Source organism: Flavobacterium microcysteis, assembly GCF_006385255.1.
GTDB lineage: Bacteria > Bacteroidota > Bacteroidia > Flavobacteriales > Flavobacteriaceae > Flavobacterium > Flavobacterium microcysteis.
Genome location: NZ_VFJE01000051.1, coordinates 1 through 22388, shown reverse-complemented (window position 1 = coordinate 22388; position 22388 = coordinate 1). Strand labels below are relative to the sequence as shown.

At 36.2% G+C, this 22388-nt stretch carries 24 protein-coding genes; 13 read left to right on the top strand and 11 right to left on the bottom strand.

Features of this window, described 5'->3' with window-relative positions; translation table 11 throughout:
- Nucleotide 1: 1 nt before the first annotated feature.
- The 4 genes from FJA49_RS04210 to FJA49_RS04195 form a co-directional block, all read right to left on the bottom strand.
- Complete coding sequence (locus tag FJA49_RS04210) at nucleotides 2-916, bottom strand: NAD(P)/FAD-dependent oxidoreductase (RefSeq protein WP_139999187.1); 915 nt, start codon at nucleotides 914-916, stop codon at nucleotides 2-4.
- A gap of 114 nt (nucleotides 917-1030) precedes the next feature.
- On the bottom strand, nucleotides 1031-1255 hold the full coding sequence (locus FJA49_RS04205) for a hypothetical protein (RefSeq protein ID WP_139999185.1): 225 nt from the start codon (nucleotides 1253-1255) through the stop codon (nucleotides 1031-1033).
- Between the two features lie 87 nt (nucleotides 1256-1342).
- Entirely contained in the window at nucleotides 1343-2206 is an 864-nt protein-coding gene (locus FJA49_RS04200) for an AraC family transcriptional regulator (protein WP_139999183.1), read from the bottom strand.
- Nucleotides 2207-2351: 145 nt separating this feature from the next.
- A complete protein-coding gene (locus FJA49_RS04195; RefSeq protein ID WP_139999181.1) occupies nucleotides 2352-3107 on the bottom strand; it encodes an SDR family NAD(P)-dependent oxidoreductase in 756 nt (251 codons plus the stop codon).
- Between the two features lie 109 nt (nucleotides 3108-3216).
- Here FJA49_RS04195 and FJA49_RS04190 point away from each other — a divergent pair, with 109 nt between their 5' ends.
- Together FJA49_RS04190 and FJA49_RS04185 are read left to right on the top strand one after the other, a co-directional pair.
- Nucleotides 3217-3570, top strand: a complete 354-nt coding sequence (locus FJA49_RS04190; RefSeq protein ID WP_233590067.1) for a winged helix-turn-helix transcriptional regulator — start codon at nucleotides 3217-3219, stop codon at nucleotides 3568-3570.
- 188 nt (nucleotides 3571-3758) lie between these two features.
- Nucleotides 3759-4517, top strand: a complete 759-nt coding sequence (locus FJA49_RS04185) for an SDR family oxidoreductase (RefSeq protein ID WP_139999179.1) — start codon at nucleotides 3759-3761, stop codon at nucleotides 4515-4517.
- 76 nt (nucleotides 4518-4593) lie between these two features.
- Here the strand turns inward: FJA49_RS04185 and FJA49_RS04180 are convergent, their stop codons facing one another.
- The 3 genes from FJA49_RS04180 to FJA49_RS04170 all read right to left on the bottom strand — a co-directional run bounded on the left by FJA49_RS04180 (nucleotide 4594) and on the right by FJA49_RS04170 (nucleotide 6827).
- Entirely contained in the window at nucleotides 4594-5202 is a 609-nt protein-coding gene (locus FJA49_RS04180; RefSeq protein ID WP_139999177.1) for an HD domain-containing protein, read from the bottom strand.
- Between the two features lie 121 nt (nucleotides 5203-5323).
- Entirely contained in the window at nucleotides 5324-5824 is a 501-nt protein-coding gene (locus tag FJA49_RS04175; RefSeq protein WP_139999175.1) for a hypothetical protein, read from the bottom strand.
- 151 nt (nucleotides 5825-5975) lie between these two features.
- The gene (locus FJA49_RS04170; protein ID WP_139999173.1) at nucleotides 5976-6827 is read right to left on the bottom strand and encodes a helix-turn-helix domain-containing protein; all 852 of its coding nucleotides are present in this window, start codon (nucleotides 6825-6827) and stop codon (nucleotides 5976-5978) included.
- 308 nt (nucleotides 6828-7135) lie between these two features.
- Between FJA49_RS04170 and FJA49_RS04165 the strand changes: the two genes are divergently transcribed.
- Genes FJA49_RS04165 through FJA49_RS04150 form a run of 4 tightly spaced genes read left to right on the top strand, consistent with a single transcriptional unit; the run spans nucleotide 7136 to nucleotide 13639 of the window.
- Entirely contained in the window at nucleotides 7136-9172 is a 2037-nt protein-coding gene (locus FJA49_RS04165; RefSeq protein ID WP_139999171.1) for a right-handed parallel beta-helix repeat-containing protein, read from the top strand.
- Between the two features lies 1 nt (nucleotide 9173).
- Nucleotides 9174-9557, top strand: a complete 384-nt coding sequence (locus FJA49_RS04160) for a T9SS type A sorting domain-containing protein (protein ID WP_139999169.1) — start codon at nucleotides 9174-9176, stop codon at nucleotides 9555-9557.
- Nucleotides 9557-11602, top strand: a complete 2046-nt coding sequence (locus tag FJA49_RS04155) for a right-handed parallel beta-helix repeat-containing protein (RefSeq protein ID WP_139999167.1) — start codon at nucleotides 9557-9559, stop codon at nucleotides 11600-11602. Before FJA49_RS04160 ends, FJA49_RS04155 begins: the two co-directional genes overlap by 1 nt.
- A gap of 3 nt (nucleotides 11603-11605) precedes the next feature.
- Nucleotides 11606-13639 carry a right-handed parallel beta-helix repeat-containing protein gene (locus FJA49_RS04150; RefSeq protein WP_139999165.1) on the top strand — a complete coding sequence of 678 codons (2034 nt, stop codon included), beginning with the start codon at nucleotides 11606-11608 and terminating at the stop codon, nucleotides 13637-13639.
- Nucleotides 13640-13680: 41 nt separating this feature from the next.
- Here FJA49_RS04150 and FJA49_RS04145 read toward each other — a convergent pair whose 3' ends face one another.
- Nucleotides 13681-13872, bottom strand: a complete 192-nt coding sequence (locus FJA49_RS04145) for a hypothetical protein (protein WP_139999163.1) — start codon at nucleotides 13870-13872, stop codon at nucleotides 13681-13683.
- Between the two features lie 224 nt (nucleotides 13873-14096).
- Here FJA49_RS04145 and FJA49_RS04140 point away from each other — a divergent pair, with 224 nt between their 5' ends.
- Nucleotides 14097-15503 carry a serine hydrolase domain-containing protein gene (locus tag FJA49_RS04140; RefSeq protein ID WP_139999161.1) on the top strand — a complete coding sequence of 469 codons (1407 nt, stop codon included), beginning with the start codon at nucleotides 14097-14099 and terminating at the stop codon, nucleotides 15501-15503.
- An 81-nt stretch (nucleotides 15504-15584) separates the two neighbouring features.
- Here FJA49_RS04140 and FJA49_RS04135 read toward each other — a convergent pair whose 3' ends face one another.
- A complete protein-coding gene (locus FJA49_RS04135) occupies nucleotides 15585-15824 on the bottom strand; it encodes a hypothetical protein (RefSeq protein ID WP_139999159.1) in 240 nt (79 codons plus the stop codon).
- Nucleotides 15821-16753: an IS1595 family transposase gene (locus FJA49_RS04130; protein ID WP_139999157.1), complete on the bottom strand. Its 933-nt coding sequence runs from the start codon at nucleotides 16751-16753 to the stop codon at nucleotides 15821-15823. The genes FJA49_RS04135 and FJA49_RS04130 overlap by 4 nt, the downstream gene beginning before the upstream one ends.
- Nucleotides 16754-17084: 331 nt before the next feature.
- On the opposite strand from FJA49_RS04130, the gene FJA49_RS04125 reads away from it, so the two are divergent.
- From FJA49_RS04125 to FJA49_RS04105, 5 genes are all read left to right on the top strand, one after another.
- Nucleotides 17085-17573: a hypothetical protein gene (locus FJA49_RS04125; protein ID WP_139999155.1), complete on the top strand. Its 489-nt coding sequence runs from the start codon at nucleotides 17085-17087 to the stop codon at nucleotides 17571-17573.
- 6 nt (nucleotides 17574-17579) lie between these two features.
- Nucleotides 17580-17909 carry a hypothetical protein gene (locus tag FJA49_RS04120; protein ID WP_139999153.1) on the top strand — a complete coding sequence of 110 codons (330 nt, stop codon included), beginning with the start codon at nucleotides 17580-17582 and terminating at the stop codon, nucleotides 17907-17909.
- 220 nt (nucleotides 17910-18129) lie between these two features.
- Complete coding sequence (locus FJA49_RS04115) at nucleotides 18130-18765, top strand: hypothetical protein (protein WP_139999151.1); 636 nt, start codon at nucleotides 18130-18132, stop codon at nucleotides 18763-18765.
- A 31-nt stretch (nucleotides 18766-18796) separates the two neighbouring features.
- Complete coding sequence (locus tag FJA49_RS04110; protein ID WP_139999149.1) at nucleotides 18797-19249, top strand: hypothetical protein; 453 nt, start codon at nucleotides 18797-18799, stop codon at nucleotides 19247-19249.
- A 62-nt stretch (nucleotides 19250-19311) separates the two neighbouring features.
- Nucleotides 19312-19782 carry a hypothetical protein gene (locus FJA49_RS04105; RefSeq protein WP_139999147.1) on the top strand — a complete coding sequence of 157 codons (471 nt, stop codon included), beginning with the start codon at nucleotides 19312-19314 and terminating at the stop codon, nucleotides 19780-19782.
- Nucleotides 19783-19904: 122 nt separating this feature from the next.
- On the opposite strand, the gene FJA49_RS04100 is transcribed toward FJA49_RS04105, so the two are convergent.
- Nucleotides 19905-20543 carry a TetR/AcrR family transcriptional regulator gene (locus FJA49_RS04100; protein WP_139999145.1) on the bottom strand — a complete coding sequence of 213 codons (639 nt, stop codon included), beginning with the start codon at nucleotides 20541-20543 and terminating at the stop codon, nucleotides 19905-19907.
- A gap of 102 nt (nucleotides 20544-20645) precedes the next feature.
- On the opposite strand from FJA49_RS04100, the gene FJA49_RS04095 reads away from it, so the two are divergent.
- A complete protein-coding gene (locus tag FJA49_RS04095) occupies nucleotides 20646-21974 on the top strand; it encodes a serine hydrolase domain-containing protein (protein ID WP_139999143.1) in 1329 nt (442 codons plus the stop codon).
- Nucleotides 21975-22388 lie beyond the last annotated feature (414 nt).

The window sequence follows — 22388 nt, the reverse complement described above, 5'->3', positions numbered from 1 at the left end:
ATTATTTATTGAATTGTTCCAGTATGAGTTTTTTGCTTGCCGCCATACCAGCAGCGGTCCCCATTGCTACCGCATTGGCAACTGTCCGGGTGCGTGTTGTATTATCACCGCAGGCATAAATACCCGACACGGAAGTTTGCTGAAATCCGTCGGTTTTGATATATCCTTCACTGGTTATTTCGCAGCTCAAGGATTCCGGAATAGTACAATGCTGTTTAAAGGGACGAGGGGCATATAGAGCGTTCAGGCTCCTATGAGTTCCGTCGGTAAAGAGTACCTCACTTATCTGACCATTGGTATGCTCAAGTGCTTTTATCTCTTTTTCGACAACACTGATTTTGTTTTTTTCAAGCAAGGCAAGCTGATCATATGTGAGGCTGGCAATACCATTCGTAAAAAGCGTAAGATCTTTTGTCCAGTTTGAGATTAGCTTGGTAAACTCATAGCCCTGCTCACCGTTGGCAAGTATGCCTGTGGCGGTATTCCTTACTTCATAACCGTGACAATAAGGGCAATGGATGGCTGAAATGCCCCAACATTCTGAAAACCCATCGATATTGGGCATTATATCCCGTATACCTGTCGCAAAGATTACAATGTTTCCCTTTACAATTTTATCCGTTTCGAGTCTTATCTCAAACCCATCTTCCGTTTTTCTGCCGCTCGTGGCAAGACCCTTTATGAATTTTACATTTGGGTATTGTCTTAGCTGTTCTTTGGCAATACTCGCAATTCCTGCGGGAGTGTTTCCATCCTGGGTAAGGAAGTTGTGGGAATGAGGTGTCTGTGCATTACAAGGCTTTTCGCTATCAATGACAAGTACCTGCATCAAAGCCCTTCCCATAGCCATGGCCGCCGCAAGCCCAGAGTAGCTTCCGCCAACAATTATGGCGTCAAATCTTTCTATATTATTCATGGTAGTAGATTTTAAAAGTTTTAGAAATGGTGGCATCGGTGCCAAATAGGCTACCGCTAGACTGCCATGTTTTATGAATTTCCGTCTGGAATATCCTTCTGAGAGATACATCTCTTATTTTTTCTGATTCGGAGATTGCCCTATCTTGAAAAATTTGTCGATAAGGGGAATGCCTATAAAGACCACCCACGGCACAAGGGCTAGAGTAAGGATCAGCGTCCTGAGATATAGCGGAAGGCTTGATAGTGCTTCACCAAATAGAAACAGAAACAATGTGATTGAAGGATAGATGGCAATCCATATCTTAAGAGCTGCCATGAGTTTCATTCTTGTTTTCATACCGATGTCATTTGATTAATTAGTATAGGACAAAGGTATAGACGCCTCTATATCAAAGGATAGGATGAAAACGAGGTTGAATAGGACTTATCTTGAAATATTTCTGTAGGATTCAGGAGAGTGCCCGGTATGTTTTTTAAAAAACCGTATAAAGTAAGACGGATCCTCATAGCCCAGATTATAAGCAATCTGATTAACCTGGCCTGAAGTAGCCAGCAAGAGCCTTTTAGCTTCGAGAATAACCTGTTCACTAATTACCTCCGAAGGTGTCTTATCGAGCAGGGATTTAGTAATCGTACCCAACTGATATATTGAAAGATTTAGTTTATCGGCATAATAGGAAACTTGCTTTTGTGACGTGATGTCTGTCTCCAGCAAATCGAGAAACCTTTCGAGCTTTTCCTGAGAATAGCTATTGTCGGTCATAGCGATAGTATCTCGGTTACGGCGATGGCGAACGAGTTCAATAAAAAAAATACTAAGATTGGATTTTATGACTTCTTCATAGCCTTCCTGCTTTTCTGAAAACTCTGTAACTATATAATCCAGAATGGTTGTCAGTCTTGTAAAATTTTCCTTTTCAAGGGTACAGATTTTCTTATGGCTTACCTTTCTCAAAAGTTCTTTGGCGGGAAGGTTTTGTAAATAGAAAAAATCATTTTTAAACTGAACCATATATCCTTTACTACCCGCCTGCAAATCCAATTGATGGACTTGCCCCGGACGCATCAGGAATAAGGAATGATCCACTACTTCATAAGGAACAAAATCTATTTCATGGCTTCCTGCACCTTTTGTAATGATGAGCATGTAAAAAAAATCATGCCTATGAAGGCTTTCTTTCATTGGGGCGCCATTGGTGAGAGCTTCTAGCGTACGAATACTGAAATTACCCGATAAAGCCGGTTCCGTTCTATTTTCCTGTATATGTCGTATCGGAATATTTTCCATTTTTGGAATTAAATCTGTTGTTACAAATTTATAGAATAAAAGCGTTCGAAATTTGTTCAGTCGAGGTTACAAAATATTAAAAAAAGAGGCACTTAGCCTCTTTCTTCTTATTTATTAATTATGATATGAGAATGATTTTATAGGCTTAAAAACCGTATATCCCACCTCCAACAGTAATTTTCTCACCAGTAATCCAAGCGGCGTCATCGGATGCAAGAAATACGGCCACTTTTGCGATGTCATCTGGCTGACCAGTTCGGCCCAATGGTGTTTTAGAAACAAAATTTGCTTCGGCCTCACTGCCAATAAATCCTGCGCTGTGCGAACCCTCGGTCTCCACAATACCCGGAAGAATTGAATTGATACGGATGTTCCTACCGGAAAATTCCTTGGACAGGGCAATAGTAATAGCATCCAATGCGGTTTTTGTTGCAGAATATACCGAGCCTGTAGGCAATGGTGAATTGCTCGCACCAGAACTGATATTGATAATGTTTCCGCCCTTGTCTCCAAAAAGCTTAAGAGATTCCTGAATTGCAAGTATCGATCCCAGTACATTAATATTGAACGATTTGTGAAACGTTTCCGCAGATATCTGTTCAATAGGTTCATACAGATAAACACCAGCGTTGTTCACTAGAATATCCAGTGATCCAAATATATTTTTAGTCTCTTCAAACATCTTTACCACATCGGCTTCTTTCGACACATCACCATGAACAGCTATAGCAATTCCTCCTTGGCTGGTAATTGACTTGACTACTTTGTCAGCTCCTTCTTTGCTCGAAGCATAATTTACTACAACCTTTGCGCCCTCGGCTGCAAAATATTTTGCTATCGAAGCCCCAATTCCTTTGGATGCTCCTGTAACTATCGCTACTTTGTCTTTTAATTTATTCATTTTTAAATCTATTTAAATTGTGAGCTACAAAGCTATTGACATCTAATTAATTTAAGTAACTTTGTAACTAAAAGTAACAGTAACCTTGAGGTAACAAAGTAACAAAAACATGGAATGCACAAACCGCATAGAGGAACAGCATAAAAAGGAAATGATGGCCGTTCAGGATTCAATGGATGTATTGAACGGTAAATGGAAGATCGCCATACTTTCCTCTATTTGCTATTATAATAAAAGAAGATTTTCAGACATACTAAACGATGTCAAAGGTATCTCGAACAAGATGCTTAGTAAGGAATTAAAAGAATTGGAAATAAATAGATTGGTTCGACGTACAGTTCTGGATACACAGCCCATTTCGGTTTTGTACGAACTTACAGAACATGGCCTTACTCTAAAGACACTAATTACCCATCTGGTAGAATGGGGAATTCAGCATCGGAAAGAAATTACTAAGAAATAGTCGATATCAACCTTTATATATTCGGTAGCATATATCTATAAAACGGGCTGTACGGAATGCAGTTAAAATACTTTAACCATATTAATTGTTTGATTTTTGCAATTATCCCTTTGTTTATTACAAAAAAATAAATGCCTATCCCGGCTAACTTTGCCTTATAATTTTTAATTTTAAAAAAAACAAAGATCATGAATAAAATAGCATTAGTTACAGGAGGTAGTCGCGGACTCGGAAAAGACATGGCGCTCAATCTCGCTAAAAAAGGCATTGATGTGATCCTAACCTACCACAGCAATAAAGATTCTGCAGACAAAGTTGTTTCTGAAATTGAAAGTATGGGCCAAAAAGCACTTGCAATCCAATTGGATGTAAGCAAGCAAAATACCTTTGCTGCTTTTTTTAATGAATTGGAAAAGGCTCTGAATCCAAAATTCGGCACTACTAAATTTGACTTTTTGATCAATAATGCCGGAACGGGTATTGCAGCTCTATTTACTGAAACCTCAGAAGAACAATTTGATGAGATGATTAATGTCCAATTCAAAGGTCCTTTTTTCTTTACCCAGAAAGCATTGAACCATATGAATGACGGTGGAGGAATTGTAAACGTTTCATCCGGATTAACACGCATTATCATTCCTTATTATCCTGTTTATGCCTCTGCAAAGGCTGCCATGGAAAACCTGACCAAATATTTAGCAAAAGATTTAGGTTCAGCTCGTAAAATCCGAGTAAACATTGTTGCTCCGGGAGCTATCGAAACTGATTTTGGCGGAGGAGTTGTTCGTGATAATCAGGAAATGAATAATTTTATTGCTTCGCAAACTGCTCTTGGACGTGTGGGACAACCTACCGACATAGGCAGCGTGGTAGCATTCCTCTGCACCGACGAAGCAAAATGGATTACTGCACAGCGTATCGAAATTTCTGGCGGACAGAGTCTATAATAAAATAAAACATAATAAAAGGGTCGCCGAATTTTGGCGACCCTTTCTTTTTTTAGAAATAAAAAATGCTTCGGAATTAGTCTTTTATATTTTTATCTTTTCTGAGTATGCCTTTCTCTACGCTTTCGTTTAATAAACGTTCCGCATAGTTCCAAATTGAAGCAGAACCATCTTTTATCGCTTTTTTCTTATTATAAACGGTATGATATTCCACATCATATTCCGCCCAAGTGCCACCTTTATTACTTGTATTTTGCAATAAAGGCTCAAAGCGGTCCATTGCCCGGGCAAATTTGGCCTCATGGGTACTTCCTTCTTCAAACTCTTCCCAGATTGCAAGGAATTCCTGTGCCTGTTTTTCAGGTAAAAGTCCGAAAATACGTTTTGCTGCTACTAATTCTTCTTCTGTATTGGTATGATTTTTTGAGGTATCATATATAAAAGTATCGCCGGCATCTATTTCAACCAAATCATGTATCAATACCATCTGAACGACCTTAAGTATATCAACAGGCTTGTCCGAATGCCCGGCCAGAACCACTGCCATCATGGCTAAATGCCAGCTATGCTCGGCATCATTTTCGTGCCTGTCACTTTCAAATAATCTGGTTCTGCGCTGAATGTACTTTAGTTTGTCAATTTCTTTGATAAAAGCTACTTGTTTCAGCAAATCATTTGTGTCCATTTCCTTTTAGTTTATATACTTTAATACCTGGTTTAAAGTCAGCATAAATATACTTCAATTATGGTTTATACAGCCTGATATTATTTGAACTTTTTAATAAACAATCTCTCCTGATTACTAGTTACTTTATAACTTTGGCTAATCCGTTAACTTTCTTTTGCTTGATGTACTGGTAAACAGAACCTGCAATAAAAAGGACAAAAAGAAGCAACAGTGTTTGCCCAATTACCGGATCGCTGATATCCTTAGCCAAAGGATGTCCGATTGGAATTCTTGTAAATGTTTCATTCACGGTTGGTACCAACGACAGAAAAAAACTAAATGATAAGAGAAAGTTTTCAAAATACCGGGCCTTCATACTGGCTTTCTTTTTCGAAAATAAAAAATAAGCCACGACTAGCAAGAGAACGATAAATAGAGAAAACACATGTCCCGCATTGAAGCCTCCATGTTTTGAAATTCCTAATGCTGTTAGGCTGGTAACAAGGGTTGTGTAAAAATACAGCTTACCTGATAATTTATCCATGCTGATCTTGCCATATTTGATAAAGCCTGTTAAGGCGGCTACAATTGCCACGATGCCAATGATCGTGTGAAAAATTCCTAAACTTGATAATCCCATTTTGATACTTCTTTAATAATTACAATGCAAAGTTGTATCAGAAAGAAGAAAATGGTTTTGCGAATTAGTTCAATTATTTGGCATTTTAGTCCATAACCTATTCGCATTAATTTGAAAATATTCTATGTTTTCATGACTGTCTCAGAACCTCTTATTTTTTGGCTCCGTTTCGGTAATTTGTGGGTGTAACTCCATATTTATCACTAAAGCTTTTGGTGAAATTTGCGAGATCATTAAACCCGCAATCAAATGCGATATCAGTAATTCGCTGGTCAGAAACTACTAACAATTCAGCGGCTCTTTCAAGCCTTTTGTTTTTAATATAATTTGCCGGGCTATCATTGTATATTTTGGCAAACTCCCTTTTGAAGGAAGAAACGCTTAAATTATTCTGCTCTGCCAGTTGTTCAATCGTTAATTGCGAAAACAGATTTGCTTCGATAACCTGCTTAAAAGTGTAAGTAGCAGGAGAAAAAAGCTGTGAAAGAATAATTTGTATAGCCTCAACATTCTGCGTTTGAGACAGCAAAAGTATGATTTCCTTTAGTTTCAAGACAAGTATATCCTCATTGATAAGCGTAGGATTTTCAAAATAGAATAATAGTCCTTCAATATACTTTCGGATCAGGAAATCGTTATTTATTTTTTCATTTGACTTGTTTGAAATGATATTCTTTGGAGCATGAAGTAACATTGGCAACTCTCTGTCGTAGATCTTCTTCAATATATCCGGATAAAACGTAACGATTACTATCTCACACTTGCTTTCGGGATTTACACTATGAATCTGTTTTCCTGATGTGATACAGTTCAGTAATAAGGAGTAATTAGCAGGAATATTTATTTCATTTGTGTCCACCTGATATTTAAATTCTCCTTGCAAAACATAGAGAAAGCAAGCCTGTTCTGTAACCGGAAAGTCAAATTGAAACGGTGCAGTAAGTGCTATTTTTTGCAGTAGCGTCTTACCAAATAAGTCGTGTTTCTTATAATCGTTTACCATGATTATATGGATTTAGCCATGAGTCTACAAAGTAAGATAAAAAATCTGTACTGCTGATTATTTAATCGATGTATGATAAAAGCTCATACTATTTAAAGAACACTCAGTGAAGCTGACCTTTTTCACTCACTACCTACTCTTTTTATAATTACACTCGATTCATAACTATAACATCTATAGCTATTTTGCCCTTTTTTGGAGTTAGAGCTCTTGCCTATACAGCAATATCTAGGGTTTTGATTTTAAACCAAAATATTTCATAAACATTAATAGAAATTTCCTACATTTGATTTATCTAAATCTTGATAATGCGTCTTTTATACCTTTTGCTATTATGTGCTGTTTCGCAATTAGCGTATGCACAGCCGCCACAAAGTATCAGCTATCAGGGAATAGCATACAACAATTCCGGGGCAATTATTGCTAACAGTACGTTTACAGTATTGGTAAGCATAATTCCGGGTAGCGCTACAGGTCCAGCCTATTTTGAGGAAACGCATTCCGTTTCTACGAATGCTCAGGGCATATACAGTATTTCTATTGGCAGCGGTTCACAAATGTCTACACCTACGTTCAGTTCTATCAAATGGCATGAGCAAAATATGTTCTTGAAGATCACAATTTATCCCTGGACAACAAATGCTACAAGTTCGGTTGCCCAGCTATGGAGCGTGCCCTATGCCTTGTTTTCAAAAACTTCAGGATCTGTAACAGGCTATTCTGTTTACGATAACATTAATATCCTCCGCCTAAATGCCGGACAAACTGATGGCGATGTAGCCTTACTTAAAGGTTACCATTCATCAGGAGATAATGGAGGCGGAATCTTTATTTGGAAAACCGGCCCCGTATTTAGCAGCCAACCAACACCCGGTTATTACAGCGTTGATAATGGCGGTACGGTAATTAAGTCATACAGTAGTGACAGTGGAAGATGGGTGCGCCAATATAGCGGTTATACAAGTCTTGCTTATTTTGGCATAACAGGTTCTTATGAAGATGCAACACTGGGTTTACAAAGCGCAATTGATTTTTGTAAAAAAGTGTCTCTTGGAAGTCCAGATTATGTATCGCATTTTTCAAGTTCGACAGTTTTTATACCTAATGGAGTCTATCTCCTTGATAATATCATCTTAAAAGATGGTGTCAGCCTTGTAGGAGAAAACATTGAACAAACCGTAATATGGCCGTCACAAAATGCGGCATCTCCCTATCTGTTTTCGCTAGATAGCGGTATCGTACGAACAAACGTTTCTAATCTGAACATACAAGGCAATTACTCAGGACTATCCTCTCCAAGTCAAAAAACGGTTTTCTATCTTCAGGGACAACCTGGAGAATTTGGTAGTGGAGGATTGCATAATTCAACTTTCAAAAATATAAAGATAGGTTACTTTAGAGGGAACGGCATCCATTTAGCGGGTGGAATAACCACATTCACGACTTCCCATTTTAATAATGTATTTGAAAATGTCAGGGTTTCAAAGGGTAGTCTTAATGATTTTAAAATTGCATTGATTATTGAGGGTCTTAACTCCAAACTATCTTTTATTAATTGCCAGTTTGACGGTGGAACACCCGGAACGACCAATATGAGTAACTGGCATAACGTTCAAATTAAAGGATACTTAAATAACGGACAATTTCTAAATCCATCGGGTATTAACTTCCTGAACAGCACTTTCCAGAACTCGGACTATGGAATACATATTGATTTTGCAGATAATGTTACCATAGACAATTGTTGGTTCGAAGATTTAGGTGTAGGCATTACTGTGCTTGGAGACACCTTTGTGAGTAAAGGTATCAATATAACAAATAACAGGTTTGCTAACGTAGCAGGCTATGGTGCCACAACACCTGGCGGCGGCGGCGTAGTAAAAGATAATGGTACATGCATAACTGTCAGGAATGCTTTTGTTAATGTATTTGGAAACCATTCACTTGCAGGAGGCTCAATTTGCAGTTCATGCAGTTTCATGTATATATTTGAGAATAATGTAGGCGGAGTAAATCAATGGGGCAATAGCTCACCAGATGCGGCCTTGGTAAAATCCGGTAATACAACACAAGGCGGCTATATAAGTGGTAACACGCTTAGTTGCAGGCAGGCCAAAGAAATTATTGTGCAAGGAGCAGGAAGCCAAATCTATATTATTTCTTCAGACATAAATACTGGGGAAGTATTATCTATAAAAGCAACAACAAACATTTCTTTTTATATAACTGGTAATATTTCTTTTCCGGGAACCACCAACAGTGTGCTAAATCTTGCAGCAGGCGACACTGCCGAATTCATTAAAACTGATGGCAATAATTATCAACTTATATCCGTAAGACACTAATATGAAACATCTAATTATCCTAGCCTTTTTTCTGCTTTCAGTAAGCACAAAAGCGCAGACAAATTCTTCTTCTGAAGTGCTCAAAGGCGGCTATTTTTCCGTAGGAGTCATTTATGTCGAAATGAAACAGGATTCGGATAAGGCTGAAAACTTGGCTATCCCTGTTTCAGGACTGTCATACTACCCCAATCCTGTAAAAGATTATGTTACTTTTCTTACTGATATAGAGATCAAAGAAGTTGTAGTTTATGATATGAGTGGACGTATCGTTATACAAACCGTTGCAGATAATAATAAGATAAATTTAAGCCCACTTCCAAAAGGTACCTACATTATAAAAACCTCCGGAGAAATTGAAGGCAGTTATAAAATAATAAAAGAATAATGACATATAAGCTAGCCATGAGACATATCTTGCTATTGTGCTTCCTGTTTTGCCTTAAACTTCATGCCCAGCAGCCACCTGAGGGAATATCATATCAAGGTGTGGCACTCAATTCTGCCGGTACTCCCTTGCCTGTCGGAAGTCCTGTTGGTTTAAGGATCAGTATTCTATCGGGAACCCCGACTGGTAGTGTAGACTATACAGAAACTTTGACTGTGACAATTGGTGCACAGGGCGTGTACAGCATAATTATTGGACAAAGCAATGTCAATTCTTTTTCAAATATACAATGGGATACTGAAAATAAGTTCCTAAAGATTGAGCTTGACCCACTGGGAGGCAGTTCTTATAGCCAGACCGGTATTTCTCAACTGATGAGCGTACCCTATGCATTCCATACAAAATTCACTAAAAATGTCAATTCGCATTCGATTACAAATACAATAGCAGATTTGCGGTCAAAAGCGGGTAAGCCAAATGATGTGGTATACTTAAAAGGTTACTATACGAGTGGCGATGGTGGTGAAGGATATTTTATCTGGAAAACCGACTCTATCTTCTTAAATTCTTCTTCAGGACTTTATAAGGATGATAACGGAGGGACTATTATCAAGGTTACCAATAACGATACTGGAAGATGGGTTCGCCAATATGAAGGATACATAAACGTTCTTTATTTTGGAGCCACAGGAACTTGGGGCAATTATACGCAACAAATTCAAAATGCAATCAATTTTGCCAAACTTACTTCCGATGGCAATCGACAATTTTTTAAAAGCACAACAGTATTTATACCTAGCGGGAATTATATTATCGATAAGCTGATTCTAAAAGATGGAGTATCGATTATAGGTGAAAGTATTGATAAAACGACCCTCTACCCTTCCAATAGCCCGGACGCTTATTTGGTGACAATGGATGCGGGAAGAATCCGCCTTAATATGTCTAACCTGAATTTTATAGGTGCTTATGGCGGAAATAGCAACAGCCCAAAAGGTGTGTTTTTCTTTCAGGCAACAGGACAATCCTATGATACAGGAATGGACGGTGGTCTTCAAAATTCGACATTTAAGAATATCCAAATTTCAAATTTCAACGGCCATGGAATTTATTTAAAAGCAACCGCCAGTCAAGGTGTTGGATATAGGAATCATAACAATTATTTTGAGAATGTAAAAATTACCAAAGGCAGCATAAGCGCTCACAGCTCTGCTCTCAAGATAGATGAATTAAATGATAATCTAACCTTTACTAATTGCCATTTTTCAGGGGGTGGCTGGGCTATATACAGCTTTGGAAGCATTATTGATTTAAAAGGATCTTTGGGAGGATTATTCATTCCTCAAAATATAAGCTTTATAAACTCTGTAATAGAAAATGGAGATATTGGCCTAAACCTATCCAATGCAAGTAGTATTACTGTAAATTCGTGTACCTTCCAATACTTGGGCATTGCAGTAAAAGCAGATGGAAGCATACAAGAATGCAAAGGCATTAATATAATTAACAATAAATTTTTCGATGCTGCCGGCTATGGTACTTATACTCCTGGCACAGGCCATATTAAAGATAACGGATATTGTATCAGCACAAAAAAATCATTTCTCAATGTCAGAGGTAACTATTTCATATCTGCGGCAATATGCAACAGCTGTGGGTTTTTATATTCTGACACAGATAATTTGGGTGTTGTTCTGGAAGGCAATTCATTCCTTAACAGCAATCTTAATCGAACAGTGGGGGTTACAAAATCGGTAACGCAAACTGGAAGTACGCTAGAATGCGGCCAACATTCTTACATCAAGGCACAAAGCAGTACAGGCAATATCACTACCTTAAATTCAACAGTAAATACTGGAGAATTCATAACTATTGAGGCTTCTTTTCTAGCAAATCTTGTATTTGCCAAAACCGGAAATATCTCTTTTCCTGGAACGAGGGCAACATTCACATTGACTACCGGTCAGGTAGCCCGATTTAGGAAAATGGACATTGGCGGACAGCAGGTGTTTCATTTAGTATCGTATGTAAAATCTAATCTGTAAAAAATGGCACGAAAGATATTCTCCTTGTTACTATTATTTATGGCATTTATTACATATGCCCAACCTCCTGAAGGTATAACCTATCAAGGTGTCGCCTATAACCAACAGGGTAATCCGGTTGTCTCGTCTACAATTGGGGTAAGAGTTAGTATTTTAAATACGACAGCAACAGGAACTATTATATTTTCTGAGGTACATTCACCTGCAACAAACAATCAGGGAGTGTACAGCTTTACAATCGGAAGTCAAAATACGCAAGATTTTGCGCAGATTGATTGGGGAAATCAAAACAAATTTTTAAAGATTGAAATCGACCCATCAGGAGGAACTTCCTATAGCCAAATAAGTACGACCCAACTAAAGACAGTACCTTATGCTTTTTACTCTAAAAGCACAGCAAAAGCAGGTACATTTTCTGTTGTAGATAATATCAGTGCCTTGCGTAACATCCAGAATTTGCCTAATCCCGGTGATATGATTTATGTCAAAGGATATAATGTACCTGGTGATGGCGGAGGCGGTAATTTTGTTTGGAGAATAGATCCTGTATTTCAAAACTTAGGCACTGGTACGCCCGGAGTTTTAAGCGACGATAATAATGGTACCCTAATAAAAATTGCAGGAAGGAATAACGGAATGTGGGTACGCCAATATGATGGATACATCAATGTGGCTTATTTTGGAGCCATTGGAATATCTCAAAATTATACACAGCCTATCCAAAATGCAATAGATTTTGCAGAAAAGATATGTGTAATTCCAAATAATTATTTTGGATCATCATCAGTATTCATTCCGGCAGGTAAATATATCATTGATAACATTGTTCTAAAACATAGAGTATCTGTTATAGGAGAAAGCATGGAAAAAACCATTATTTATCCTTCAAATTCCAGCCATCCTTATCTTGTGTCAATCGAACCCGGCAGAATTGAATTAAACATTTCGAATCTGGCATTTGTAGGCGCTTATGTGGGTTCCGGTTTTTCAGGAAACAGCAGTAAGGGTGTTATTAATCTTAGTGCTTCACAATCGGCTGAATTTGGTGATGGAGGTGTATGGGATTCAACCTTTAAAAACATATCCATTTCAAATTTTAAGGGTATCGGAATATACCTTCTGGGCGGAACCACCAACTATATGTCACCCAATCAGTTTTCGCTGTTTGAAAATATAAAAATTGTACACGGAACTGATTTGGACTCTACAAATCCTTTACGCATAGAAGGTCAAAACGGTCAGTTAACTTTCATCAATTGCGAATTTATTGGGGGAAATAGTACAACTCCTCATAAAGGAGCCGGAGTTTTCATAAAAGGCCACAGACCTAACGGCATGGTGTTGCATCCGGCGGTAGTGACATTCCTAAATTGTGGATTTCAATACAGTAATTATGGAATATCAATGGATTATGCTGAAAGTATTACCATTGATGGATGTAGCTTTAACCGTACCGGTATAGGTATAAATGTAAACGGAAACACAAATGCCTGTTCCGGAATAAACATTATCAATAATAAGTTTGTCGATAGTGCAGGTTTTGGAAATTTAAGCCTTGGTACGGGATATATCAAAAGCAATGGCTATTGTATTTCTTCTACAAAATCCTCTTTAACCATCACTGGCAATTATATCGCCACAAGCGTAGGGAGTATCTGTACTAGTTGTGGTTTTTATAATGGTGCTGGCACGAGTACAGTCAAAATTGCAGCAAACTCATTCCAAAACGCCGAAGACGGAAAAACTATTGGGGTTTCAAAGAATGTGACTGCCACATCATTTGTGCTCACAACAGATAATGACCTTGTGTATCTTAGTGGTTCCGGCTCAAGTATCAGCCACATAAGTTCCAGAATAAATTCAGGAGGTGTTATTACTGTCATAGCTGCGGGGCCTTTAGTGTTTGCAAATGGTAATATTAAAACCTCTGGAGGCAACATTTCTTTAGCTACTGGCGAAATTATACAGTTTAAAAAGACTGATTATCAGAGTACTATTCAATATGAAGTTATATCAGTAGTAAAGAATAATCCGTAAAAGAAGTGTTTATAAAATCGGCTATTAATTTTGTGATGTTTTCAAACAGAAAATTTCAGCAACTCCCTTTCTATTAAATCTACAGAAATACGCAAGGCATTTATTCGTCGTATCATCAATGTATGCTGTGGCGAATTTTCTTTTAATTTGACGAATGCCTTCTCACATTTGCTTAATGTAGAATCGAGAGATTTTTTTGCTTCAATAAGTTCTTCAAAGGTAAAACTTGACATACAGTTAAGGTATTTATACAACAAAGATAGTATCGAAATCTGTTTAGAAGTTTTAAAAGCGAACAAATATCAGATAACAATTACATAAAAGCCAACTGAATACTTTGGGTTTTCAAATCAAAAATAGATATCACAAAATCAGCCATTTAATTTTTTAACTAAAATTATAGTTGTGCAACTAAAAAATTAGTTTTATGTTTGGTTAATCAATCATCAATCAAATCATGAAACAGTTTACATTATTCTTTACGCTGATTATTATCAGCAATTTTGCATGGGCTCAGAAAAGCCAATCAGAGCGACTTGACAGTCTTTTTACGGTACTTTATAATCAAAGTCAGTTTAATGGAACTGCGCTTATAGCAGAAAAAGGGAAAGTTATTTTTAAAAAAAGCTATGGAATCGCTAATGAAGATACCAAAGCCCCAATTAATGAAAAGACCTTATTTGAGCTGGCCTCCTGCTCCAAACAGTTTACGGCTACCGCTATTATTTTGCTTAAAAGGGAAGGCAAATTACAGTATATCGATAAAATTTCGAAGTATTTGCCGGAGCTAGGTTTCTGGGACACTGTTACAATCTATGATTTATTAAGGCACACCAGCGGTATTCCTGATTTCTTAGCTTACCTGCCAGACAAATGGGATCATAGCAAAATAGCAGATAATAATGATCTTATTAAAGCATTTGCAACTCATAAGGATACCTTACAATTTACTCCTAAAAGCAGACATAGTTACAGCAACTCGAATTATATCTTACTAGCCAGCATAGTAGAAAAGGTATCCGGTAAAAAGTTCCCTGATTTCTTATCGGAAAAAATCTTTAAACCTCTAAAGATGAACAATACGTTTGTCTACTGTAGGCATAAAAACCCTAAAAAGATTGACAATTTTGCTTATGGGTATGTGTTGGAAGATGGCGGGTTTAAGAAAATCCTATTGGAAAATAGCGGACCCGAAACCTCGGAAGTCTATTATTTGGATGCCATTGTTGGCACTTCAAAAGTACATTCTAATGCGGAAGATCTTTATAAATGGATGAACAGCCTGAAGAACAATACCCTTCTCACAAAGAAAGAGTTCGATGAAATGACAGAAATTTCTAAAACATCCAATGGCAGAGATATCCCTTACGGGTTTGGATTAGACCTCAGAAAAGGTGAAAACAAGTTTACCTTTGGGCATACTGGTAGTTGGGATGGATATAGTACTTTTATGTCTCATGATGTGATAAGGGACAGAACGTTTATTATTTTACAAAATTTCCATTTTGGCGCCGTGCCTTACACTAATATATTCCAGATAATGGAAGGTCAGCCGCTCCAATTACAATATCCTAAAAAAATTACACTGTCTGATGATGAAATAGCTCAGTATACCGGCACCTATACCAATGATGAAGGCGAAACCCATATCATAACCAGCAAAGAAAAACACTTGCTTTATAATACTCCTACTGTTCCCTGGAATATGAGATTTTTTCCTTATTCAGACCATGAGTTTAAAGGAATCAGACAAGGTGGAGCTGATGCTGTATTGAATTTTACCAGGCTCGACAATGGAGATATCAAACTTGAAATGCTTCAGGATAAGCAAATTGTAGGCAGTGGAGTGAGAAAAGGAAAGTAATACGACTAAAAAAATTAGGTAATTATATACCAGTTTACACTGGTCGGTTAATAAATAAGCCCCTCACTAACGAAAGGGGCTTTATTTTTTGTGCTTCATGAACTTGACCACGTTCTTGTCAAATTCGGTCATTTCTTCTATGTCTTCTGCCTTGATTACGTTTACCATGAACCCTCCAACTGGCAGCTTTACCATCTTGTCGGGAGGAAACTTTAAATCGGCATACTTCTGCCTTATCTCGTTTACTACGAAGTAATGCTCTCCTTCATGGATTACCCATGTTATATTTCCAGCCATTAATTCTATAAAAGTAGGTTTCATTTTATCAAATCTTTATATTTTGTCCTGCTGACTCCCGCATTAGCCAAAAGCCAGTTGAACTTGTCGCTATCGGGATGCTTTCTCATGTTATAGCGGTATACGAACTCGTCTACATATTTTTGCATATGCTTTTTGCTCCACCAGTTGTATATGCCGTTATATGACCTTTTCATAATACCCCACACTCCCTCGATTGTGTTGGTGTGCATGGTATTATCGTCCAAATTTACATATTCTTTTCTACCATGATTAACAATATCGTGATTATATTGAGAATTAAGCCCAGAATAACTAACCCATTCATCAGAAATAACCCTTGTGTTGCTCTTTACAAACCTCCTAATGATTGGCTGTAAAGAATCCTTTTTTACATTACTTACAACAAATGCGTTCAATTTGCCTCCTCTCTGAACCATTCCAAATACAGGTGTTGTTTTACAATTTATTGCCCTACCTTGCGAGTTTGGAATTTTATTTTTGGCATGGCGGTTCTTATTCTTTCCCGAAAAATAACTCTCATCAATTTCGATTTCACCTTCCAGCTCATTATAATTTTCAATTCCAAAAACAGCTCTAACCCTGTGAGCCATAAACCAAGCACTTTTCTGTGTAATTCCTAGCATTTTGGAGAGCTGTATAGATGATACCCCTTTATTCGCTATGGTTAAAATCCATATACAAAGCAGCCACTTCTGTAACGGTAGCTTGGTGTTTTCCAAAAACGTTCCTGTCTTGATATTGAACCTCTTGCCAGTGTTACAGCATTTGTATTGATTGTCAGCACATTTATAAACCTTGCTTTCAGAATCGAAAGGGCTTACAGGAGTTCCTGCCCAGATAATATGCTCCAAATAATCAATACAAGCCTGCTCATTTGGAAAGGCTTTCTGCAAATCGAACATCGACTTTATGTTAGTATCAAACACCATGACTTAGGAATTTTTTCAACTTACAAGTTACGAAAAATCCTTCAATCTAGTGCTGACAGCTACTATAAAATTATCCTAAAATTTCAGTATATTTGAGCAGAAAATATTAGTTAGCGTTAGCTATTACTCTGTCATTTAGGAAATCTGGTAAATTTCAAACACGTAACAGGTAATAAGTTCTACGCTCATGCTTAGGCGTGGGTGTACTTATTCCATTACGTAAGGTTTACCAGAGCCTCTAAAGGTGGGATATAGTTACAAACCCACGCTTTTTTGTTTTGAATAACCAATAATCTACTTAGGGTTTGGGTGGAATTAAACAATTTCACTTATGAAAAAAATTCTCCTATTTATCCTCTTATTTTATACCTTAGCAGGTGTATCACAGACCCTTACAAAGAAATACAACAGCGTAAACAACAGGTATGAGTATTTTGACAGTCGTGGTAACATGGTTGGTTATCAATTTTATGACAATCTGGACAAGTCTTGGAAATATTACGAAGTTCCACAGAAACAGCAGAGTACATATGTCCAGCCTATCAATCACAACCGAGTAAATCAGGCTCTGGCTACAAAGCAAGGTAGATATGATGCAAATGTGCAGAAAATCCAAAATGCTATAGAAGACATAGCCGATAAAATCATGAGTCTAGAGATAAATGAGAGTGCCAAAGAACGAATATCAGAAAGGTTTGACATAATACTGAACAATCTGAACGCCTCTAAGTATAATTATTCAAACTCAACAACAACAAATAACGTCATCAATTGGATGTATAATGAGATAAACAAAGCAATCAAACAAGAAACCGAATAGATATTTATGGATATTAAAATTGAACAAACACGTACACCAGAAGAATTAGAAGCTTTAATTAAACGAATTAGCGAACAATACACAGATGAAGTTAAGAGCATTTCAGACCTAGAATTTGGTAAATTTATTGATTCATTAACTGCTAGTGGCAATAGACTTAAATCAGATTTAGAGACAGCCCTAAATTTGTACTATCCAAATGTAAATAGCTCGCTAGAGGTTAGAGCTGCAAGACTTGCACAACTGTATCAAATATTTACTCCATATCTTTCTTTTTCCAAACTAGTGAATGAGATAATATCTCAACGGGAAGCAAGGAGAGAGAATCAAGATTAAAACTGAATTCTACCTCAACTCCTAAAGCTTTTAATTGTTGTACTTTTACTTTAGTGTCTAAAAGGAATTCAGTAATATCATGTAAACCATTAATAGTTAAGAGTTCCATAATTTTAAAGTATTAAAAAAGCCACTCCAATTACGGGTGGCTTTTGTTGTTAATAATGAGTGATTTAGCAACGAAACTATATTATTTGTAGCTTAGCAAAAATTTGTTTTTATGAAAAAAGAATACACTTATGAGGAAATATGGGAGCATCAATCAATAATTGTTTATATAGCGAATTATCGATTTAGCACACTCAAATATCTCAAAAATCAGTATGAATTGAATAATCCTGCTACCTACAGCAGATTTATTCGTGAATCTATGTATGCTTTTAGAGAAACAGTAATAATTGATTTGTGTAAGTTATTTATCAAGCCGAGTCCAAATGAGGATATAGAAAGAATGTATAAAGGTTTCAACAGTCAACTTAATTTCTACTATAACATACACAAATACAAAAACGATATAGAAGAAGAAAAATTCAATTCTATATCCAAAACTTTAGAAGACAATCAAGAAAAGGTAAATTACCTGTTAACAGTTCGTGATAAAGAAATTGGACATAAAGATTTAAGTCATAGTGATAGGCATAAATTTCATTTAAACGATTTATCTATACTTTCTGAATTGCTAGAGATAGCAAAACAAATTATTCTAACTCATTCATATAGGCATGATTTTGATGAATACTCAGAGGATTATACTCAACCTAAATGGGCAATAGATGTTCTTGATGCAATAAATTTTCAAAGAAATGAAACCGAAAGCATGAAGTTTATCAATAACTTAAAATCAGACAATAATTAAAAATCTGGTGTAACCAACGTAAAATAAAATCATGATAGAAATATTCAACAATAAAACAAACTCCAAAATAACAATAGATGATTTAGATGTTGACGTACAGTTATTGCCTAGACACTATGAAGATATACCATATGTAATAATAGAACTTAATAATATTGATTGGGTGAGGCATTCATATGCATGTAAAGACTGCAAAAGTTTTAGAGAATCTTTTGGTTCTGGTGATGTAAATTGGCATATAAGCTATTTGGGCAAAACCTATAGGCTGAATATGGATTCTTTAGGAGGCGACAAATATCCTTCAAATCAAATAGTTTCTAAATTATCGGATTATCAATCTGGAACATTTCTTACTCTAATTTTTAGTGATATTCCTATTGAAACAGATGAGATTCAAAAACTACTTAATAAAGAAGTAGATAATGAAAATTATGAAAAGGCATGTATTTTAAGGGACATTATAAAAGATTCTACCTCTACTTAGTGTAAATTAATATTTTGTTTTACCGTAAAAATGGTATACTTACCTAAATTTTTCAATAAATAATGGATAATTCAGAACTTTTTAAATGGCTAGCAATAGCTTCACCAATCTTTAGTGGTGTAATAGTAGGTATTGTTAGTCATACTCTTTCAAATCGTTCAAAGCGTATAGAACTACTCTATCAACACAAGATTCCAGCATTTCAAGAAATCTATAAAATACTTACTGACTATAAATTTGAATTAGAATCAAACGTATATGATAGTGAGTTTCTTGAAAGCAATCCTGATTCAAAAGGGTCTTTGGAAACAGTTAGTTTGTTAAACAATGCTTATATACGCAATAGTATTTACTTGAATAAAAAGAGTAGGCAAGCAATTATGGACTTAGTAGGTAAAATACATTTTATGTGTAGTTTTCAGCTTACTGCATTACAGGAAAATTTCAAAATTCAAAAGCCACCTTATGTGGAAATGACAATTGAAGTTAACAAAGTGATTGAGATTTTATATAAAGACCTTAATATTAAATAGACTTTTAGTGTAAACTGCTACATAGTCACCAAAAATTATTACTGTATGTAATTGGACATGCAATTACAGATTATTAAAAAAGAGGCCAAGTGCCTCTTTTTTATTTCAAACTCGATTGAAGATTATTGTTTTTTATTCTGATTTTCATATACAAGATCTATTATTTTTTCAAGTGCTCCTTTAATCTGTTGCGTTCCCTCCTCTTTTGTCAAATCGATTCCACAAAATGTTTCTGCGTTCACTCCTTTATACATATTCAGATAATAGATTCCGGAAATTAGTATTGCCATAATTGACCTGTATTGTACTGCGTTTTCGCTAAAGTACGGATCTGCAACCTGGCTAAAAAGTTGTTCCCCGTTTTGTTCCCGATTGTCTGCGATAGTTCTTAACGAATTGCGTTTTTCAGCAACACCCCAAAGTAATATTTTCTGAAGGTTTTTATTATGGGAAACATAATCAAATTGTTGCGTAAGTAGCTGTTTCGAAAATTCTTGTCCTCCATCTGTAATTTCAGGAGTTGATTGTCCATCCACATTACTCCAAAAATCCAGTGAACTTATGTATTCATCGATAAGCTGGTCTGTTCCACCAAAATAATTGTAAATCATTTTTTTATCCACACCGGCTGTGGCGGCAATATCGTTTACTTTTAAACCCGAGTAGCCTTTTGTCTCCAGGATTTGACCCACTGCATCCAAAAACTTTTCTTTGCTTCTTTCTTTATTCCGGATAGTGCCGGCTGCTGCTTTCCTTTTCATAGCGATTATTAATCTGTTTGCAATTTAGCAAATTTCGATTAAGTTTTAGACACTAGTTAGTGTTTTATTTTTATACCTTTGCGGAAAAATATACCCATTACGATGAATCCAATAACAAAAAAAGTAAAAACAATTACCTTATTCTTCCTGTGCATTATAGGCCAAACTGCAACTGCCCAAAACAAACTGGATGCTTATTTTGATCATCTTGCTGCTAATAACAAAATGATGGGAAGTGTGGCAATCTCTTTCAATGATAGTATTATCTATAAAAAAGCGATTGGTTATGCCAATGCAGATACCAGGACAAATAATACAACCGAGACAAAATTTCGTGTGGGGTCCATTACTAAAACCTATACGGCAGTTTTAGTATTAAAAGCAGTAGAAGAAAAACTGCTTACGCTGGACACAAAACTGAGCAATTATTACCCGGAAGTAAAAAATTCAGAAAAAATAACGATTGAACAATTACTAAAACAAAGAACGGGAATTTACAATTTTACCGAAATTGCCGATGAGGTACAATGGGGACAGCAATTTCATTCACAGCAAGAATTCATCAATTACTTTATCAACCAAAAGAGCAATTTTGAGCCTGGAACGGATTACGAATACAGTAATACCAATTATGCTTTATTAGGATTTATACTAGAGAAAATTTATGGCAAGACCTATACTGAAATCTTAGACGAAAAGATTGTCAAGCCATTGCATTTGCGCAATACCTATTATAGTTTTGAAACAGACGAAGCCAAAAACGAGGCACTTTCCTATTCTATCCAGGATAAGTATGTTCGAAATGAAAAAACTAATTTCTCCAATCATCCGGGAAGTGGCGGAATTGTTTCCAATCCAACAGAACTAAACAAGTTTCTTTTTGCTTTGTTCAACGGTAAACTCATTACACCGGAAAGCCTTAAAATAATGCTTCCAGAGGAAAGAGGCACGTATGGTATGGGAATCATAAAATTAAGTTTTAAAAACCCTGAGGGATATACACATAGTGGAAGAGTCGAGAATTATATTTCTGATTATTATTATTTTCCTGAAGAAAACATAGGAATTGTTTCCTTAACCAATGCCGTCAATATCATCACTGACGAAGTCATGAATTCTATGTTAATGTTTCTTTATAAGCAGGCTCCCGAATTAGCTAATTTTAATGCAACGGCTGAGGTTTCAGAAAAGGATTTTATGGCTATAAAAGGAACCTATCACTCAAAGAAAACCGAAGCAACAGTAACTATTTCCTCAGACGGTCAAAACCTAATCTTTCAGGATTCCAGAGCCGGACAAGCGTATGTTCCGCTAAAATATAAAGGAACGAATGAATTTGAATATGAAGATTTAAAACTTGTGTTTGTACCTAAAAAGAAAGAAATGATTTTTGAGCAAGGTGGAGTAAAGGTTGTTTATAAGAAGAGATAATACTTCTATCTAAATTCATAACTGAAAAGAATAGTACCAAAATCATTAATTCTGGTACAAACAGCAACATTGCCAGATGTTGGAAGGTTCTCTCCAAAATTTTGAAAAAATTAAAACCAAAGAAGCCATTGTTAATGGCTTCTAAAGACAATATAACTTACAAGAAAAGCGGTACCTGCCGGACTTTACTAAACATTGCCCTTATTAAAACCTTAACAATTTTTACATATTTTCTGTAATTGGAGATTTCCAAATAGGTTTAGGTTTGTAAAAAATATATTTTTTTACATGAATTGTTATATTTCTATACTAAAAATTTATTTCTTTGCGTTTTAATACAAATTAACAGGACTTAACTTAAACAAATACAGACACATGACCCTCATCAAACCCTTCCCGGCACGCCTGGCAGTT

Excerpts from the sequence above, each read along its gene's own strand:
- FJA49_RS04160 (WP_139999169.1), top strand. The coding sequence starts at position 9,174 with ATGAAACATCTAATTATCCTAGCCTTTTTTCTGCTTTCAGTAAGCACA.
- FJA49_RS04110 (WP_139999149.1), top strand. The coding sequence starts at position 18,797 with ATGATAGAAATATTCAACAATAAAACAAACTCCAAAATAACAATAGAT.
- FJA49_RS04205 (WP_139999185.1), bottom strand. The coding sequence starts at position 1,255 with ATGAAAACAAGAATGAAACTCATGGCAGCTCTTAAGATATGGATTGCC.
- FJA49_RS04190 (WP_233590067.1), top strand. The coding sequence starts at position 3,217 with ATGGAATGCACAAACCGCATAGAGGAACAGCATAAAAAGGAAATGATG.
- FJA49_RS04140 (WP_139999161.1), top strand. The coding sequence starts at position 14,097 with ATGAAACAGTTTACATTATTCTTTACGCTGATTATTATCAGCAATTTT.
- FJA49_RS04165 (WP_139999171.1), top strand. The coding sequence starts at position 7,136 with ATGCGTCTTTTATACCTTTTGCTATTATGTGCTGTTTCGCAATTAGCG.
- FJA49_RS04185 (WP_139999179.1), top strand. The coding sequence starts at position 3,759 with ATGAATAAAATAGCATTAGTTACAGGAGGTAGTCGCGGACTCGGAAAA.
- FJA49_RS04145 (WP_139999163.1), bottom strand. The coding sequence starts at position 13,872 with ATGTCAAGTTTTACCTTTGAAGAACTTATTGAAGCAAAAAAATCTCTC.
- FJA49_RS04115 (WP_139999151.1), top strand. The coding sequence starts at position 18,130 with ATGAAAAAAGAATACACTTATGAGGAAATATGGGAGCATCAATCAATA.
- FJA49_RS04200 (WP_139999183.1), bottom strand. The coding sequence starts at position 2,206 with ATGGAAAATATTCCGATACGACATATACAGGAAAATAGAACGGAACCG.
- FJA49_RS04100 (WP_139999145.1), bottom strand. The coding sequence starts at position 20,543 with ATGAAAAGGAAAGCAGCAGCCGGCACTATCCGGAATAAAGAAAGAAGC.
- FJA49_RS04175 (WP_139999175.1), bottom strand. The coding sequence starts at position 5,824 with ATGGGATTATCAAGTTTAGGAATTTTTCACACGATCATTGGCATCGTG.
- FJA49_RS04120 (WP_139999153.1), top strand. The coding sequence starts at position 17,580 with ATGGATATTAAAATTGAACAAACACGTACACCAGAAGAATTAGAAGCT.
- FJA49_RS04125 (WP_139999155.1), top strand. The coding sequence starts at position 17,085 with ATGAAAAAAATTCTCCTATTTATCCTCTTATTTTATACCTTAGCAGGT.
- FJA49_RS04095 (WP_139999143.1), top strand. The coding sequence starts at position 20,646 with ATGAATCCAATAACAAAAAAAGTAAAAACAATTACCTTATTCTTCCTG.
- FJA49_RS04180 (WP_139999177.1), bottom strand. The coding sequence starts at position 5,202 with ATGGACACAAATGATTTGCTGAAACAAGTAGCTTTTATCAAAGAAATT.
- FJA49_RS04195 (WP_139999181.1), bottom strand. The coding sequence starts at position 3,107 with ATGAATAAATTAAAAGACAAAGTAGCGATAGTTACAGGAGCATCCAAA.
- FJA49_RS04210 (WP_139999187.1), bottom strand. The coding sequence starts at position 916 with ATGAATAATATAGAAAGATTTGACGCCATAATTGTTGGCGGAAGCTAC.
- FJA49_RS04155 (WP_139999167.1), top strand. The coding sequence starts at position 9,557 with ATGACATATAAGCTAGCCATGAGACATATCTTGCTATTGTGCTTCCTG.
- FJA49_RS04130 (WP_139999157.1), bottom strand. The coding sequence starts at position 16,753 with ATGGTGTTTGATACTAACATAAAGTCGATGTTCGATTTGCAGAAAGCC.
- FJA49_RS04150 (WP_139999165.1), top strand. The coding sequence starts at position 11,606 with ATGGCACGAAAGATATTCTCCTTGTTACTATTATTTATGGCATTTATT.
- FJA49_RS04135 (WP_139999159.1), bottom strand. The coding sequence starts at position 15,824 with ATGAAACCTACTTTTATAGAATTAATGGCTGGAAATATAACATGGGTA.
- FJA49_RS04105 (WP_139999147.1), top strand. The coding sequence starts at position 19,312 with ATGGATAATTCAGAACTTTTTAAATGGCTAGCAATAGCTTCACCAATC.
- FJA49_RS04170 (WP_139999173.1), bottom strand. The coding sequence starts at position 6,827 with ATGGTAAACGATTATAAGAAACACGACTTATTTGGTAAGACGCTACTG.